This is a genomic window from Chryseobacterium sp. JJR-5R, assembly GCF_034047335.1.
GTDB lineage: Bacteria > Bacteroidota > Bacteroidia > Flavobacteriales > Weeksellaceae > Chryseobacterium.
The window spans coordinates 999,688-1,014,718 of sequence record NZ_CP139137.1 but is presented as its reverse complement, the minus strand read 5'-3'; the positions used below and the strand labels follow the sequence as shown (position 1 = coordinate 1,014,718).

Here is a 15,031-nt window from a genome sequence, read left to right as displayed (position 1 = left end):
TCAGTAGTTTTTGCTTTTTTCACCGCTGTTATTCTGGACTTGTTCCTGTGCATTTTTATTGATGTACTTACTTGATGTAAGGTTCATGTCCTCATGAGAAATTTCATTCCGCTCCTTAAGGGTTTCGCTGTGTACATCACCTTCGATCATCTCGGTAAGCTTTCCGGAAATAAACATGCTGGTATCCCCTAAAACAGAAGTCATTTTCATGGCCCCGACACTTTGCGTGTGATTCATCGTGATGGTATCCGATTTATTCATCCCGACATTCGTGGTCATGTTCATCCCGACATTGATATTCATGTTTTTACAGTTAAAGGTCATGGTTTCGGGAGCCGTGATCGTGATGTTGCTTCCCGTGGTATCCAAATGAATTTCATTCCCTGATTTATCCGTAATCACGATGCTTTCATCCTCCGTAAAGACAACCCTGTGGCCGCTTCTTGTCTGGATGGACTTCACCCGGTTGTCCATACCGCCGCCGAGTCCTACGCCGCCATGAAACATCCCGCCCATCACAAAAGGGCGGTCCGGATGGCTGTGCACGAAATTAACCATCACCTGGTCCCCGACTTCCGGTATCGCTACATAGCCCCTGTTCTGGCTTACCTGGTCGGTACCTCCCGCGTCAGGGCTCATCATCCTGATAAAATGAGTCGTATCGTTGGTCTGCCAGTCGAACCTAACCTGTACCCTGCCCTGGCCTTCCGGATCCGTATTGGAAATAACCGTGGCAATCTGAGGCTCGGCTTTGGGAACGGTAAAGTCAGGTTTGGGCAAAAAGCCCGTGTCGGAGGCAATGCCTTCAAAGCTTCCGGTGTAATGCCCGATGGTATCAATTTCGTGCGTGGATTCAGTGACCATGATCCTTGTAAAGTAAGAGGATTCATTGGTGTCCGGCTTGCGCATCTGCACATCCGCCACACAGCCCGGGTGCAGGAACGGAACCGTAGTTGTTCCTGATAATAAAAATACATTGACCGCCTGGCTTCCCGATGCGCTTTTCTGGGAATATTCAACATCCAGATGCGTGGAAGCTTTAACCGGAGCAACCTGCAAGGCAGGGGTTTTATAGATGGAATTGTTGTGTGTATAGGCTGTCCTGGCCAGCTCGCCCACATGCTGGACCGGAGTTTCACCGGAGGTCAGCTTCTCGTTTTTACTGCTGTTATATCCGTAATACTGAGGCTTGGTATGAACAGCTTTCAGCTCAACCTTAATATTATGGGCGCTGCTTCCGTAGATCAGTTTGATAGGTTTGTTCTGAGGCGGGAGCTTTCCGAAATGAAGGACTTCACCGTCATAAAAAAACTGCTCGCCATAAGCTTCGGCCATCCTTGCCAGGTAATTGTAATGGGTTTCGTCATACTGGCTGCTGTAGATAATCTGGGAATAGTCATTGGTATCCACCCTGATGTCGAAACGGCTGGTATCAATCCCCTGCTTGATCACCTCGTTGGCAATGATTCCCATATTCACAGAGGTTTCGCCGCCGAAGCTCTGGATGTGGGGAGCACCGTCGAGCAGAATGGTCGGGCTGTAACCGGTTAAAACAATATCTCCCAAGCTCATCTTTTCCTGGCTGAAACCGACCCCTGTAATCACGCCTACAAATGTCCGTTCCGGACTGTTATCAACATCTTTATAAGAAATAACGGCGGTCAGGCGTTTTCCCAGAAACTTGTTGGCTTCTTCCAGGGTATGGGTCTGGCGGCCGCCCAATGCGTCAAACCCTAATGTGACACTAAATTCATGGTGCCGCCGGGTACTCTGCGTCAGCTTAAAATGCTTATAATACCTGATTATATTCCCTTCGATTACAAGAGCAAGCTTCACCAGCCTGTTGATTCCTGCATGGTGGTTTTCTGAAATGCCGTCGGCATTCTGGGACGGGCGGAAATTTGCCCCCTGCATATTGTCTGTTGTAGTTGACATAATTCTGTGATTGTGATTGTGATATGAGTAAAGTTAAAAAAAATTATTGAAATGCACTGTCCTGATACAACATCTCTTTTCATTGTATTTTTTACTGTATTCATATCTGTTATATAACATGACAATATATTGCAGACAAAAAAAGACTGTCATTAAAAGACAGTCTTTACCTTTTGTATTGCTCTCAATACCAAAGTTATTTTTTTTAGGTTGACGGCCAAAGCCCTTCGTAAGCGGAATTACCATAGTTAATGGTTTCTGCACTTACAATAAAACTGATCAGCATGCTGTTTTCGTCTACTGCATCAAAGTCAACCTCATGCTGGATCACATACCCGTTATTCCACGTTAAAGTAATCAGGGTACCTTCTTCGTGAGATTTGTTGAACGTGATTTCACCGGTTGTAGGCTTATATTTGCCGTTCAGTAAGCTTTCAAGAATGTCAGACTTTTCTGTAGCTTCTACCGTAAGTTTTATCAGTGCATTGGACGGGTCTGATGCCACTCTTCCGGATACATCTGTAGATCTTGATACGCTGTAGTTCAGCTTTAATAATTTCTGTCCTTCACCGCCGTTGAATTTTAAGATTCCTCTTGAATTTGTTGCCATGATTGTAAATTTAAATGTTAATAATATTTTGTGCTTCGATGATTGTATAACAAAGATAAAACGGAATTTTCAAATCCGGAATTTTTTAAATAATAATTTTATTTTTTGTCGTAATTCTACGATTTGATGTCGTAATTCTACGATACAGGATTCAGCATCTGCTTTAAAATATCCTGCCTAAACTTTTACTTATTGCTTATTCAACGGTGATAAAAGTTGAGGTTTTAATATCTTCCCGGGTTACGGTATAACGGACCTCAGCATTTTTCACCAGCCCGGTCCCGGCCAGAACGGTATATTTTCCATCAAAGGCAATTGATGGATCAGAATCAGGTATTCCGTGCTGGCGAAGGATAATTTCTTCCGGATCAGTCCGGTCTTCTACTTTCTGCATCAGGTCAATCTGAAGATTTTCTCCTTCGATAAACTGACGTAAAAAAGAATTTCCGTTTTTAAACCCGTTTCTCAAAGAGGCAAAATACAGGTTCATAAAAATATCCTCTTTCATTCTCCGTTCAAATAAATCTCTGTTCATGACAGCGAATTCAAATTCATCAAGGTACATTGCGGCGTAAGGATCTGGAAACAAGTCAAGCAAACGCTCTTTTATTCTTCCGAAATGATTTGCTGCATTTTCGTTCAGCTGTATGGTCAGTATCTTTCCTTTTTCGTTTGTGGTAACGATGAAAGGGTTAAGGGCGCGGATGGATTCCGAGGCAAGATCGGACATCATACTTCCCTGCGCATCAAAAAAATTATTTTTAAAAACACTGAAAATATGCGATGTGCCTTTTTTTTCCATCCATTTTACTGAAGCTGTATAGGTAAGCATACTGCTTTTTTCATCCAAGGCATTTTCCTCAGTTTCATTAATGGTAACCGTATATATTTTGCTGAACTCTTCAGGGAAAAAGGGAATATCCGGATTTAGTTCCGGTGCTTTACAGAGTGCATCATTTCTGCTGTTGTATTCATTAACGGTTTTAAAATCAGGAAGCAGCAGTTTTTTTCCGGGAACAAGCCGGTCATTTACAATATCTTCCCTGGCACAATGTGCGTTGTGAAATTCTTTAAGGTATTCCGGATTTTCAAGGTTAATTTCTTCAGCTATATTCTCCAGTGTTTCACCGGAAAGAATAAAATGAACGGTCATATATTTTGTTTTTCGCTTTAACCAAATTAATCTAAAAATTCTATTTTACAAAATAGTTTCGGACGTATTTATTGTTAAAGAGACCTGTATTTTTCTGAGAAAAGTTTAGCGGAAATAAAAAATTTCATCTCTTTGACAAAGCCATTTCCAAAATTAAAGATTTCTGAATATTTCTTCTTCTATTTTACAGCGAGAAACGCCGGACCTGTTTTCCAGAAGCACATGAATTGAATAATCCTCTCCATTTGACATTATATTTCAGCTCAACAGCATGATCCAGCTCCGCAGAAGTATTAAAGAGTTTGCCGTTTTTCTTATGATATTTTATCCATCCGATGGTTCCGGTTCCTTCAGTATCATAAAAAAGCTTGCATGTTATGGTTTCACTGTCTTCTTCATCTATTAAAAGATTTACTTTGTTTCTGTCTATTTTCCAGTCTGAAAAAGGGAAATTACTACTCCTCACCAACTCCGTCAGATAGCCGTAACAATCATCAACCGTATGATCTTCAGGGCTAATGATAAAGTTTTTATGATTGGCAGAACCCTTGATATTTTCTTCTTTCGCAGGTGTTTCTTTGAAAGAAAGCAGGGTAAAAATAAACAGCAGTATTATTCCCGTTTTATTTTTACTGCTGCTCTTTTCAGAATGCTTTGAATATTTTTTAAGCGTTAGAAGGTACATTAAAGATCGTATTTTCATCTTTGTGTTTATTATATTAATCTATTTTTTCAGGAATACAATTTTTACGGCTATCCTGAATTTCCTCATCGCCTTTATTCAAATCTTTTAGGGTAAATTTTATTACGGTACCTTCATTGAACAAATCAGTAAACTTATTTTTCCATCGTTCTTTTTTCCGTTTTTTTTCCTAATGATCTCCATTTATCAAGAGTCAGTAAATTCCCATTCACCGTATCATAATAATAGACTGAGCAATCTTTTTTATCAACGTAAAAAATATTCCATACACTGTTATGAAGTTCACCTTCCTGCTCTTCTTTTACAATAAAATATTTTTTGTTATTATAAATACCTTCATCAATATTGAAAATTATTTTCTGACGGCCTTTTTTATATTGATCAACGGCCTTTTTAACCTCCTGTATCCGAACTACATTATTATAGGCATTCTCTTTACTGCAATTTTCTTTATTCTGACCTTTGCATAAAAACATGAATAGAATAAAAAATATTTTTAATATCCTGCCATTTCTTTCGGAATTTTTAATAGAACTGCAATAAGCTTGTTGCTTTTTCCGGCAGCTTTTCAAAAATGATAGTGTGAGGAATACTTCCATATTTTATTCAATGGATAATTCAATAAGTATTTACTAAATTATTTTTCCTTCTTTTGTAATACTATAGACTTTCTTACCGGTAATTTTGTCACCAGATTGCTGGCTAACCGTGATTTTATAATCTTTAGATATACTATAGGTCGTCGCTTTGGATGTACCATTGCCAAGTTCTTCGCTTGTATATAATATGATATTAGAAATAGGCATATACTGGTGATCTAATGTAAATAAATACCAGCTTGACTGACCGGCATCATTATACGTGATCAAAATGACAGGTTTAACATTGTCATTAACAGATGGAAGTTTCGCGATTTTATAGTTATCCTGATGTTTAACGGGAAACACCTGATAGTATTTTTTATCAAGGGACTGGAAGCCTTTTTCATCAACTACTGCATCGTAATTATATGCATTGGGCAACGGAATTTCTTCCCATTGATTGTACAATTTTTCTAATGTATTATCAAAAGTAATTTCTGATGTTTTGCCATTGTTACCCTTTTTATCCTGAAGACAGGAATCAAATAAACGTTTCCATTTTATATCGTATTTTAATTCGGCAGGACTCTCAAGATTGGCAGATGTATTATATAATCTACCGTCTTCTTTATGATACTCTATCCATCCGACAGTGCCGGTCCCCTGGGTATCGAACACAAGTTGGCATGATATGATTGCATCGGTTTCTTCATCTATTAAGAGATTTACTTTCTTTTTATCTATTTTCCATTCTGTGAAAGGAAAATTACTGCTTCTTACCAGTTCGGTTAAATAATCATAACAATTACCGGCTTTTTCATCGTCAGACACAACAGCAGCAACTTTTTGATCAACACTGGTACTGTCAGCAATTTTTTCCTTTTTAACAGGCTCTCCTTTGCAGGAAAAAAGAAGCAAAACAAAAAGCAGTTTTAATAATTTTTTCATTTCTATTTATTTTTTTCAAATTCGTTTACAAAACGTGATCTTATACTTTCTATATGTTTTTTATAGACTGCCTGAACGGATGTATCTGTAGAATGCCATCTTGCCCAGTTCCCATTGTATTTATTTATGTAAAAAACTTTAAATTCCATTCCTGCCAAAACAGATGGAAATACAACAAACTCTTTTTTTCTGTCTGTTACCTGTTTATTACCGCCCTGTCCGCTCATTCCTTTATTTTCAAAGGCACTCCAGATACCGGTAGGCTTAAATTCCGGATTTGCTTCAAAGAAATTCTTATCCCATCCATAGTAAGGAGCAGAGCCAAAAGCTTCCATTCCTCCTGTCCCACAAGCTTTAAACTGACCTGACTGGAAGTGGCGCGTTTCATCCCTGTACATTTTCTCAACAATAACCGCCATATCTTTCCCATGTTTGTCATAAATGATTTTGAGCGCTTCTTTGGCATCACTTTCTGTAAAATTATTTCCTTGTGCTTTTGGTACATTGGCAGGCGTATTTATTTGTTTTGCAATGCCTCCGCCCATACACTTGCATGTCTCACGATTTGTTGTCAAGGCTAATTCAACAATACTTTTTCCATTAACATCGTTTATGCTTTTTACAAAAAACTCATCTTTTAAATATTTCAATTCAAATTGTCTTACGTCATAATGAATCCATGTGCTCGCAATAAATTCTCCTTTATAAGAAGGTATTCCAGGCTCCAGAGAGAATTTATTACTATCATTCCACCTTACCTGGTTTCCCAGATATTTTACAAATATTTTCTGCCGTATTTCTTCAACTTCTTTTGGAACTTGTGTTCTTTTTCCATTTTTGTTAAAATGTATATCCAAAGCCTTACCCATATGATTGGTTGAAGTTCTTTTATGCTGTTTATTATTTTCATGACATCTGTAGCCTGAGAAAATACATTTTACACTATATTTCAGATCCTTCTCTATGACAGCCGTATAGAACATTGCAGCTCTTAATGCCCAGATTAAACTCCTATGGATGCCTGGATATTCATATTTCCTGTAAAGCTCAGCCGTTTTCGAGTTTTGTTTTTGTTCAGAAAATTTACCATTTCCAAAACCTTTGCATTTACCACAAGGACATTTAACATCATCGAAGTTTATTATATACTTATTTTGAAACTCATCAATCGCCTTCAAAACATTTCCACACACTTTACCGGTTTCCGGAACTTTCATATAATCCCGTTGGAACTGCTTAACCATTTTCTCCGTCCGGTCTGTAAATTCATCGGTAGGAACATTTCCACCAAATCCGGCTAACCGGATATTGATTTCCCTGACAAGCTCGCTTTTATCTCCTTTCTTGATACAGTATTTTTCACCGCAATTTACAATTTTAACTTCCTGACCATTCACCACACTCACCGTCTTTCCATCCGGCTTCTGTGCTGTAGGCTTCTGATCCGGTTTTACGGTTCCATTGGATTCTACCCAGTCCCAGAGCTCATTTAATTTATTCCTTACGGATTCTGTCATGGAATCCATAATCCCCTTTTCTTCTTTCCGGGAAGGAGGCTTCTGCGCTGCCGGCGAACCATTGGCTTTGGGAACGGCCTTTGGAGGCTGAGCCGGAGCCGGAGTGGCACTTTTAGGCACCGCTGAAGGTCGGCTGGGCAGAACTGCCGGCGGCTGATAGCCGGGATTTGCTATTTCGGTATTTCCGGTAGCATGCTTTTTATTTTTGTAGTATTCTACCGTGACATAAAACTCCAGTCTCTTTGGATCACTTTCTCCCTCCATGGCTTTCTGCATCAAAGCTTTTGTCAGAACAAATTCGGCAGTAGCCGTTCCGGATTTGTCAACAACTGCTTCCTTGCTGTCGATGAATAGATTTTTGGCGTTATGCCCGTCTCCTTTGGCATCATCTTCCCAAAGCGTAAAAACCAGCTTCTTATGGGTAAGGTTCACCGACTGTGCCTTGGCAACCAGTTTTTCCGTATAACTGAATATGGTTCCTCTTGAATCATCCACATAGAACAATTCAACCTTATTGATTCTGGGGATTTCTGCCGGCTGCGGCGTGATATCCAGGGTCATGGGACCTTTTCCTTCCGGCTCATGGATATAGGCTTCGAGACGGTAGGTATTTTTTGAAGCCACTTCACCAAAAGTAAAATTTCCGTCACCTTTTTTCCTGATATCAGTGGTGGTAAAGGTTCCGTCAGAACGTTTCTTAAAAAGCTCCCAGGTTACCAAAGCGGGATTCCTGTCACTGGCGGGTGTTGAAGGATACCAGTCTGTAACGGTATATAAAGTCTTTTCTCCTACTTTCGGCGAAGCATTCCCTGCTATTTTTGAAACTCCTCTTTTTGACATTAAAAGTGCTTTTTTAGGATGAAATTAATAAGCGTCCAGTTCATTTTCCAAAACCGTTTCTTTAAAATCCTGCATATTCACCAGCGGATTGATCCGCTGTACTTTTTTGGCATCAGCATTCTTTACATTCTTTTTACTCATCTGCCCTCGCTGCCCGTGGTCTTTAATGGTAATTTTACCGCCAACGGTACATAACAGTTCAGAAGCCTCGGTGACGATCTTCTTATCCGTAATTTTCACTTTATCATACGTTTTCTGCCATTTGCCTGCCGGTGCGTAAGAACACGGTAAATTTCCGCCTGAAGAAGGCTTCAGCTTGCATTTCCCGAAGCTCGGGCCGGAGGGCTTGAACTGAAGGTCATCTTCCGTAACACCCAGAAAATCGGAATTGCCGTCAGAGTCATTCCAAAAATGTTTCCGGTGGGAGGTCACTTTATGCTGGGGGAACTGGTCACCCTGGTTACATTGGGCTTTGCCTTTCTGTACCACGAAGTGTTTGCCGTCATGAGGTGATGATTGCTGTGACATAATACTGTAATTTGGGTTACTATCAAAGATAAAAATTTTACCCGTAAAAAATAAAAAAAGCGAAAGTTTATTTTCGCTTTTTTCATATGATAATGTATTAATGTTGAGTATATTCCGGTTGCTCAGCAGGCAGCAGGGTCGGCATAAAGTATTCATTAAGCCAATAGAATGTCTGTCCGTTCTGCTCAATCTTCACAGCAGGATCATTTCTGTGCGACAACATCCTGTCTGCAAGCGTTTTGTAATGGCGGAAGTATTGCCTTGCTGTTTCATTCGTAACAATTTTCGATTTTTTCCAGCCTCTCAGCATGTATTTGGACATCAGTTCTTCTTCGGTAACATCAAAACCCGTACTTACTCCTACTGCATAGGCCATCGGCTGTTTGTAAAGCTCGCTCTTATCAAGGAATTTCAGGGTCGGGTTATATTTTTTAAGCAGTTTTATGTATTCATTAACCGCTCTTCCCTGTTTAAAATCTAATCTTTCGGCACCTGTCTGGCGATATACTTCCGTATAGAACAGTTTCAGGTTGTCATATTCCGTTTCGGAAATCAGAATCCCTTTTTCCAGACCCGGCTTATAGTCTTTCAGTTCTTTCGGGATGTACCCTTTCACCAGGAACGGGCTTCCATAATTGATCAGCTGTGCGGCAATTCCTGCCGGAACCGGATTGGTAAGGCCTGGATACAGGTATTTATATTTTAAATCAACATCTGTTTTGCCTGCTCCTACTGAAGAATGGAAATATTCATCCAGAGATCTGTCCAGAGTGGTATTGTCCAGGGTCACCTGTGAGATCAGGCTGTCCACTGACTTTTTAAGATAACCCGGAGTCGCGATATCCCCTTTTTTAGGAAAAATAACAAATCCCTGAGACATACTCTGTTTAGGATAATCTAAGGAGAAAAAACCCTCATCCCCTTCAATCAGATTGAAATTATTTTTTGTCAGGACATCATTCTGATTAATGATTTTCTGTTTTTTTAATTCGGCGATATTCTTTGCTGTATTGGTCACTACATTTTCTGCCATTAACACAAAATCGTTGTAGGTATCGGATGACCGTGCACTGGTCTGGAACATAATCAGCCTTGCCTGTGCCTGAGTCAGGGAGTTAATAACCCCGTACATATTCCCGCTCTGGTTTGCCGAAGTTCCTACCGTTACCACAATATTGGTTTCATCAGGTACATTGGACAGAAGATTACCTGCAGCTGTCAGGCCTTCATTCACCGGCTGGTTACCGCTGTTGCTCGGGCAGTTCATTTCATTGGTTTTCTGATCAATGAATGTGGTTATTTTGTTGTAATCTGTACTTAGATTAGAAACAGCAACATTGTCTCCACAGGAATTGTTTTTATATAAAACCACTCCGTATTTTATCTGGTTGAAGTAAGAAGGCTTTTCAAATCTCAGCTGGAGATCCTGAAGCAGAGACTTTACGATCGGTGCATACGGTGCGTTGGCAGCACTGATGTCCAGGGTAAAAACGATATTCAGCTTCTTGTTTCTTTCTGTAATTTCCCGGTAACGGTCAAAATAAATGGATTCCCCCAATACATTAAAAATAGAGTTTTTACTGTAATCCAGAATATTTGTGAAATATTTGGTTTTGGAATCAGGAGCCGGCGGTTCGTACAGCGGCAGGCTCACCGGGAAAATATTTTCAAGTGGTGTCCTTTTATTCACATCCGTCAGGAAAATGGCGGTCTTATTTTCGGCATCATTTCCGCCGGGATATCCTTCATGGATCCCCAGGGAAGTTTCTGTAATTCCTGTGGTATTTTTCATTTTAACGGCAGAACGCTCGCCCCAGGCTGAAATCACATTGGAACTCACCCAGCCGTACAGGTTTGTGCTGATGCTGTCTAGCGCTACGGAAGGCTTTTTACCTACCAGAAATCTCTTGTTGTTTTCTGCCTGTTTGTATATGTACACAATCTGCCCGTTAGGAATTTTCACATCAGCCTGTTCAATGAGGCTCGGTGAATTGAAAACCATGATGGAATCATTTTTATAATACCTTTCAGAGCTTCTGATGACTTCACTGTTGTTGGGAACTACGGCAACTTTAACGGGAAATCCTGTTTTTTCGCTTTTTAAAGAATTATTCCACAGCAATAAGTCGGATTCCGGAATCCAGCCATAAGTCTTAATCTGTTTCGGCGACACTTTCCTCATCAGGGCATCAGGAATATATTCAGCCACCTTTACCATTCCGTCCCTGTGCTTAAGGACCATTAAAGGCTCCAGGAACTTAACTTCCTTATATGATTTCTCATCACTTTTATCTAAATAGGCGGTATTTCTGGACCGGTCTGAAATAGCGATCCAGGGCACTGCCTTTTTGGGAAATCCGTTGACAACCGGAGAATTTTCAATCTGCCCGTACTGGGAAGGTTCCGGCGTTCTTTTCGACGGCAGTTTTACCTGGCAGGCTGTTGTGGTCAGCAATACCGAAACTCCGATGTAATATGCTGCCAGAGGAAATTTATTTTTCATCCTAATGATCTTTTATGATTGGTAAGCCCTGGAAACAGGACGGGATTATTTGCTTTGGTTAATATCAACTTTGGTTACGCACTTCTGGGTATCATCAAAATTCACTTTCACTGTCTGGATGATTGTGTTTTTATCGAACTGAAGGCCTGCGCAGTACATGTAAAAATTATTCACCTTGCTGTCACTTACTTTAACCACTGTATTTTCGTTATTACACAGATAGGTTCTCAGTAAATAGTTATAGTGCATATTGAAATTATTGCCATAGGCAATCTGCTGAAGGTGCATTTTAAAATCATTATCAATTTTGGCATATACATCTTCCACGCTTACTTCTTCTTTCAGTTCGTCATAAGAAGGAAGAATCTTAATCTGGTGCAAAACAGGTTCTTCTTCATCTGTATACAATGTAACCACATAATCGCCGGGCTTCTGGTATGTGTAAAATGCCAGTTTGTCTTTAGAATCGATATTGCCGGTTTCCCCGAATTTCCAGGTAAACTGTTTGGAATCTGAAATGGCACGGAACTGTACATTGATGTACTGCATAGCCTGGGAAGGCCCGTCAATCACGGTTTTGATCCTGGTACTGTCTTTCGGCTTGGGAAGGCTCCTTGCAGAAACCATTACCGGAAAAGACTTTGAATATTTATTGTCGATAATCAGTGTTATCTGGTAATACCCGGGTTTTCTGTAAAAATGGATTCCACTGCTTTTATCAGATGTGCTTCCGTCTCCGAAGTTCCATCTTTTGGTTTTGGCAAACTGTGTTTTATCCTCAAATAAAAGGGTGTCTCCTACGGCAAGAGATGACGGATTTACAACCCCAATGATATCGTCTGCAGAGTGGATCACCTTCTTCTGCAGCCATAATGCCACCAACGCTGCTATAAGCAATGTTGCAATAACACCGATAATAATATTCTTCTTATTTTTCTGAAAGTAATTCATAGTTAAATGATTGTGTGATACGTATGTGTTTTTTATATGATCTGCTCCTGGGTGAACTGCCGATTACTGATTTCTGGATTTCAGCATGGTTTCTTTCTGGAACAGCTGGCTTTTTTTCTCTTTGAAACCAATGGAACATTCTTCAGCCTGTCTTTCCAGATTTTTTATATTTTCGGTTTTGCTTGAAATAATTTTCTTATCATCATAGTACATCTTGTAAAACTCCGCGATCTGAGGGTAGGCATCTTTACGGATATCTGCAATGTTATCGCCGCTCTGAAAATAGTTGGCCACATCATTAATTCCGTAGATGATATTGCTTTCCGTAAAAGGCTCAACCGGCTGGTCCGTCAGTCTGTTGATCATGGAAAATGTACTGTCCATCGTTTTATAGGAAAGTTTCTGCTTCTGGTCGAATTTTGCTTTTTCATCAAGATTCTGTACGGAAACAATGTCTTCATCTGAAAACGGCGATTCAAAACCTTTTAAAAACAGTATCCCCAGAAAAAGGAGTGCCGCGACAAGCATTGCGATCAGATATAAAAACTGATAATGCCTTTCTTTTTTTGATAGTGTAATTTGTCCCTGCATGGTGTGTGTCTTTATCTTTTGCGTCTGATTCCTGAAAAATTCCTGGTAGGATCTACTTTAAGTTCCTTGTTAATGCCCCCTATTCTTCCTTTGCACTCGTTCAGGCCTCTTAAAGCAACCTGCTCTTTGTTGGAAACACCGATGATCTGGTTTTTCAGGGTCAGCATCGGGCCGATCTGTTTTATCAGCATGGAATAATGTTTGAAATTATCTGCACTGTCTTTCCCCATGATATTTTTGGCATCCTGAATATTATCCATAATATAGTTCCGTAAAATAATATCATTATCCACCCTGTTGATATCAAGCTGGTCCATGCGGTACAGGATACTGTCTACATGGGTCCTCAGAAGGTCGCTTCTCGTCAGCAGCTCACGATAATTATCGGCTTCCTTTTTGATTCCGGCCCGCTGGATGTCATAACTTTTGAAAAAGAAAAATATGCAGGTGAAAGAAATACCTGATAATACGATAAATGACAGAATAAACTTCCAAATGCCTATTCTAACGTCCGACCTGTTTAATTTTTTGTCCCTGCTCAAAGACATATGTTTGTGATTTGTTTGGTGTGTGAAATTATAAAAAAATAATTGATGTACAAAATTAAGTCTCTAGTCATTTTCCAGTATTTTTCAATTATAGCAAGTTTAATTTCAACTTTCGGCTTATTTTCATAATTTAGTGATCTGAATTTTAATCATCACCCGCCAAATCGATATTAAAGTGAGTAAAATATTAACCAATACTGTGAGGTTTTCCGTAGCAGACAGTGATTTTTATTTTAAAAAAATACTGATCAAAACCCTTACCGAAAACCCCTTCCACCTGCTTCTGAATGACTGTAACAACGGTCGTGAACTGATCAGCAGAAATTACAGAAGGCAGGAAGACGTATTTATCATAGAACTTTTTATGCCGGTGCTGAGCGGGATTGAAGCCATCAGGTATATCCGGAAAAGCAATCCGGAAACTCCCATCATTACGTATTCGGGTACCTATCAGGAAGATATGGCGGAAATCCTTTCAAAATTCCAGAATATCTACTACTGCCAGAAGAAGAGCAATATCATTAAAGATATTTTTAAAGGAAAGATAGCCTCGGACAGTTTCGATTTTGCCCGTTACAGCAAAGAATGGGAGCAGCAGCCCCTTGCCGTCATGGAATACATGGACCGGCAGAGAAAGAGCCAGGAAGAGCTGTCTCCTACAGAAATTCTTCTCATGAAGTTCTGTTACGAGGGCTTCAGCAATAAGGAAATCGGGGAAAAGCTGAATCTTAGTACGAGAACAATTGATACGTATATCAACAGGCTTACTGAAAAGCTGGGCCTGAAGACGAAGCTTCACCTGATCCGCTTCTGTGTAGAGCACGGATATTACAATTCCAGCATGTAAAGTGAGTTAACATGAGATTAACACAGAATAAACATTAATTTTCAACCTCTTATAAAAAAATATTTTGCCACTAATTTGCTAATATTCAATTTTTTTAACTAAATTTGCACACCTAAAATTTAAAATTAAAATAAGGAAATGACAAAGGCAGAATTGGTAAACACCATCTCAAATAAGTTGGGAACCGAAAAGAATGAGACACAGAAAGTTGTAGAGGCTTTTATGCAGGAAATCAGGACTTCTATGTATAATGGAGATAACGTTTACCTGAGAGGATTTGGATCTTTTATCATTAAAACAAGGGCAGCCAAAACGGGAAGAAATATCTCTAAGAACACTGCAATTGAAATCCCTGCTCATAACATTCCCGCTTTCAAACCATCAAAATCTTTTGTGGAGAAAGTAAAAACGAAAGTTACCGTAAAATAAAACATTAACTGAATATTAACTAGTTACTAAAAAATTATAATTATGCCAAGCGGAAAGAAAAGAAAAAGACACAAGGTTGCAACCCACAAAAGAAAGAAAAGGAGAAGAGCGAACAGACACAAGAAAAAATAATCTCCTTTTCTGAGATTACAATATACATGATATAGTTGGTGGTTTTAAATTTTATAAGCTCACCGACTATATTTGTTTTATAACGATAAAATGCCCGGAAAAAAAGATGCATATTTTATTAAAAAGAGATGCTCCGTTCAATACTAATCCTTATCTTAAGTGTAAATTTAATATAATGAAAAACAGAACCGTTTCCTGTCATTTTAACAATCTTT

At 39.4% G+C, this 15,031-nt stretch carries 14 protein-coding genes; 2 read left to right on the top strand and 12 right to left on the bottom strand.

The window, feature by feature from the left end; all coding sequences use genetic code 11:
- From SD427_RS04770 to tssO, 12 genes are all read right to left on the bottom strand, one after another.
- Positions 1–1,935, bottom strand: coding sequence for a type VI secretion system Vgr family protein (locus SD427_RS04770; protein WP_320560143.1), 1,935 nt, complete (start codon positions 1,933–1,935; stop codon positions 1–3).
- Positions 1,936–2,140: 205 nt separating this feature from the next.
- Positions 2,141–2,545, bottom strand: coding sequence for a type VI secretion system tube protein TssD (tssD, locus tag SD427_RS04765; RefSeq protein ID WP_320560142.1), 405 nt, complete (start codon positions 2,543–2,545; stop codon positions 2,141–2,143).
- Between the two features lie 196 nt (positions 2,546–2,741).
- Complete coding sequence (locus SD427_RS04760) at positions 2,742–3,698, bottom strand: hypothetical protein (protein WP_320560141.1); 957 nt, start codon at positions 3,696–3,698, stop codon at positions 2,742–2,744.
- Positions 3,699–3,882: 184 nt separating this feature from the next.
- Positions 3,883–4,401, bottom strand: coding sequence for a hypothetical protein (locus SD427_RS04755; RefSeq protein ID WP_320560140.1), 519 nt, complete (start codon positions 4,399–4,401; stop codon positions 3,883–3,885).
- A gap of 134 nt (positions 4,402–4,535) precedes the next feature.
- Positions 4,536–5,000, bottom strand: a complete 465-nt coding sequence (locus tag SD427_RS04750) for a hypothetical protein (protein ID WP_320560139.1) — start codon at positions 4,998–5,000, stop codon at positions 4,536–4,538.
- A gap of 33 nt (positions 5,001–5,033) precedes the next feature.
- A complete protein-coding gene (locus SD427_RS04745) occupies positions 5,034–5,930 on the bottom strand; it encodes a hypothetical protein (RefSeq protein ID WP_320560138.1) in 897 nt (298 codons plus the stop codon).
- A gap of 2 nt (positions 5,931–5,932) precedes the next feature.
- Entirely contained in the window at positions 5,933–8,287 is a 2,355-nt protein-coding gene (locus tag SD427_RS04740; RefSeq protein ID WP_320560137.1) for a hypothetical protein, read from the bottom strand.
- 24 nt (positions 8,288–8,311) lie between these two features.
- The gene (locus tag SD427_RS04735) at positions 8,312–8,815 is read right to left on the bottom strand and encodes a DUF4280 domain-containing protein (protein ID WP_320560136.1); all 504 of its coding nucleotides are present in this window, start codon (positions 8,813–8,815) and stop codon (positions 8,312–8,314) included.
- Between the two features lie 97 nt (positions 8,816–8,912).
- A complete protein-coding gene (tssR, locus tag SD427_RS04730; RefSeq protein WP_320560135.1) occupies positions 8,913–11,318 on the bottom strand; it encodes a type VI secretion system protein TssR domain-containing protein in 2,406 nt (801 codons plus the stop codon).
- A gap of 45 nt (positions 11,319–11,363) precedes the next feature.
- On the bottom strand, positions 11,364–12,269 hold the full coding sequence (locus SD427_RS04725) for a PKD domain-containing protein (protein WP_320560134.1): 906 nt from the start codon (positions 12,267–12,269) through the stop codon (positions 11,364–11,366).
- Positions 12,270–12,332: 63 nt separating this feature from the next.
- Positions 12,333–12,860 (bottom strand): type VI secretion system transmembrane protein TssO, encoded by a 528-nt coding sequence (locus SD427_RS04720; protein ID WP_320560133.1) that lies wholly within the window; start codon positions 12,858–12,860, stop codon positions 12,333–12,335.
- 11 nt (positions 12,861–12,871) lie between these two features.
- The gene (gene tssO, locus SD427_RS04715; protein ID WP_320560132.1) at positions 12,872–13,408 is read right to left on the bottom strand and encodes a type VI secretion system TssO; all 537 of its coding nucleotides are present in this window, start codon (positions 13,406–13,408) and stop codon (positions 12,872–12,874) included.
- A gap of 175 nt (positions 13,409–13,583) precedes the next feature.
- Here tssO and SD427_RS04710 point away from each other — a divergent pair, with 175 nt between their 5' ends.
- Together SD427_RS04710 and SD427_RS04705 are read left to right on the top strand one after the other, a co-directional pair.
- The gene (locus SD427_RS04710) at positions 13,584–14,255 is read left to right on the top strand and encodes a response regulator transcription factor (protein WP_320560131.1); all 672 of its coding nucleotides are present in this window, start codon (positions 13,584–13,586) and stop codon (positions 14,253–14,255) included.
- 138 nt (positions 14,256–14,393) lie between these two features.
- On the top strand, positions 14,394–14,684 hold the full coding sequence (locus SD427_RS04705; protein ID WP_027388329.1) for an HU family DNA-binding protein: 291 nt from the start codon (positions 14,394–14,396) through the stop codon (positions 14,682–14,684).
- The last annotated feature ends 347 nt before the right edge of the window (positions 14,685–15,031 follow it).

Coding starts and splice junctions, on each gene's coding strand:
- SD427_RS04770 (WP_320560143.1), bottom strand. CDS start 1,935: ATGTCAACTACAACAGACAATATGCAGGGGGCAAATTTCCGCCCGTCC.
- tssD (WP_320560142.1), bottom strand. CDS start 2,545: ATGGCAACAAATTCAAGAGGAATCTTAAAATTCAACGGCGGTGAAGGA.
- SD427_RS04760 (WP_320560141.1), bottom strand. CDS start 3,698: ATGACCGTTCATTTTATTCTTTCCGGTGAAACACTGGAGAATATAGCT.
- SD427_RS04755 (WP_320560140.1), bottom strand. CDS start 4,401: ATGAAAATACGATCTTTAATGTACCTTCTAACGCTTAAAAAATATTCA.
- SD427_RS04750 (WP_320560139.1), bottom strand. CDS start 5,000: ATGGAAGTATTCCTCACACTATCATTTTTGAAAAGCTGCCGGAAAAAG.
- SD427_RS04745 (WP_320560138.1), bottom strand. CDS start 5,930: ATGAAAAAATTATTAAAACTGCTTTTTGTTTTGCTTCTTTTTTCCTGC.
- SD427_RS04740 (WP_320560137.1), bottom strand. CDS start 8,287: ATGTCAAAAAGAGGAGTTTCAAAAATAGCAGGGAATGCTTCGCCGAAA.
- SD427_RS04735 (WP_320560136.1), bottom strand. CDS start 8,815: ATGTCACAGCAATCATCACCTCATGACGGCAAACACTTCGTGGTACAG.
- tssR (WP_320560135.1), bottom strand. CDS start 11,318: ATGAAAAATAAATTTCCTCTGGCAGCATATTACATCGGAGTTTCGGTA.
- SD427_RS04725 (WP_320560134.1), bottom strand. CDS start 12,269: ATGAATTACTTTCAGAAAAATAAGAAGAATATTATTATCGGTGTTATT.
- SD427_RS04720 (WP_320560133.1), bottom strand. CDS start 12,860: ATGCAGGGACAAATTACACTATCAAAAAAAGAAAGGCATTATCAGTTT.
- tssO (WP_320560132.1), bottom strand. CDS start 13,408: ATGTCTTTGAGCAGGGACAAAAAATTAAACAGGTCGGACGTTAGAATA.
- SD427_RS04705 (WP_027388329.1), top strand. CDS start 14,394: ATGACAAAGGCAGAATTGGTAAACACCATCTCAAATAAGTTGGGAACC.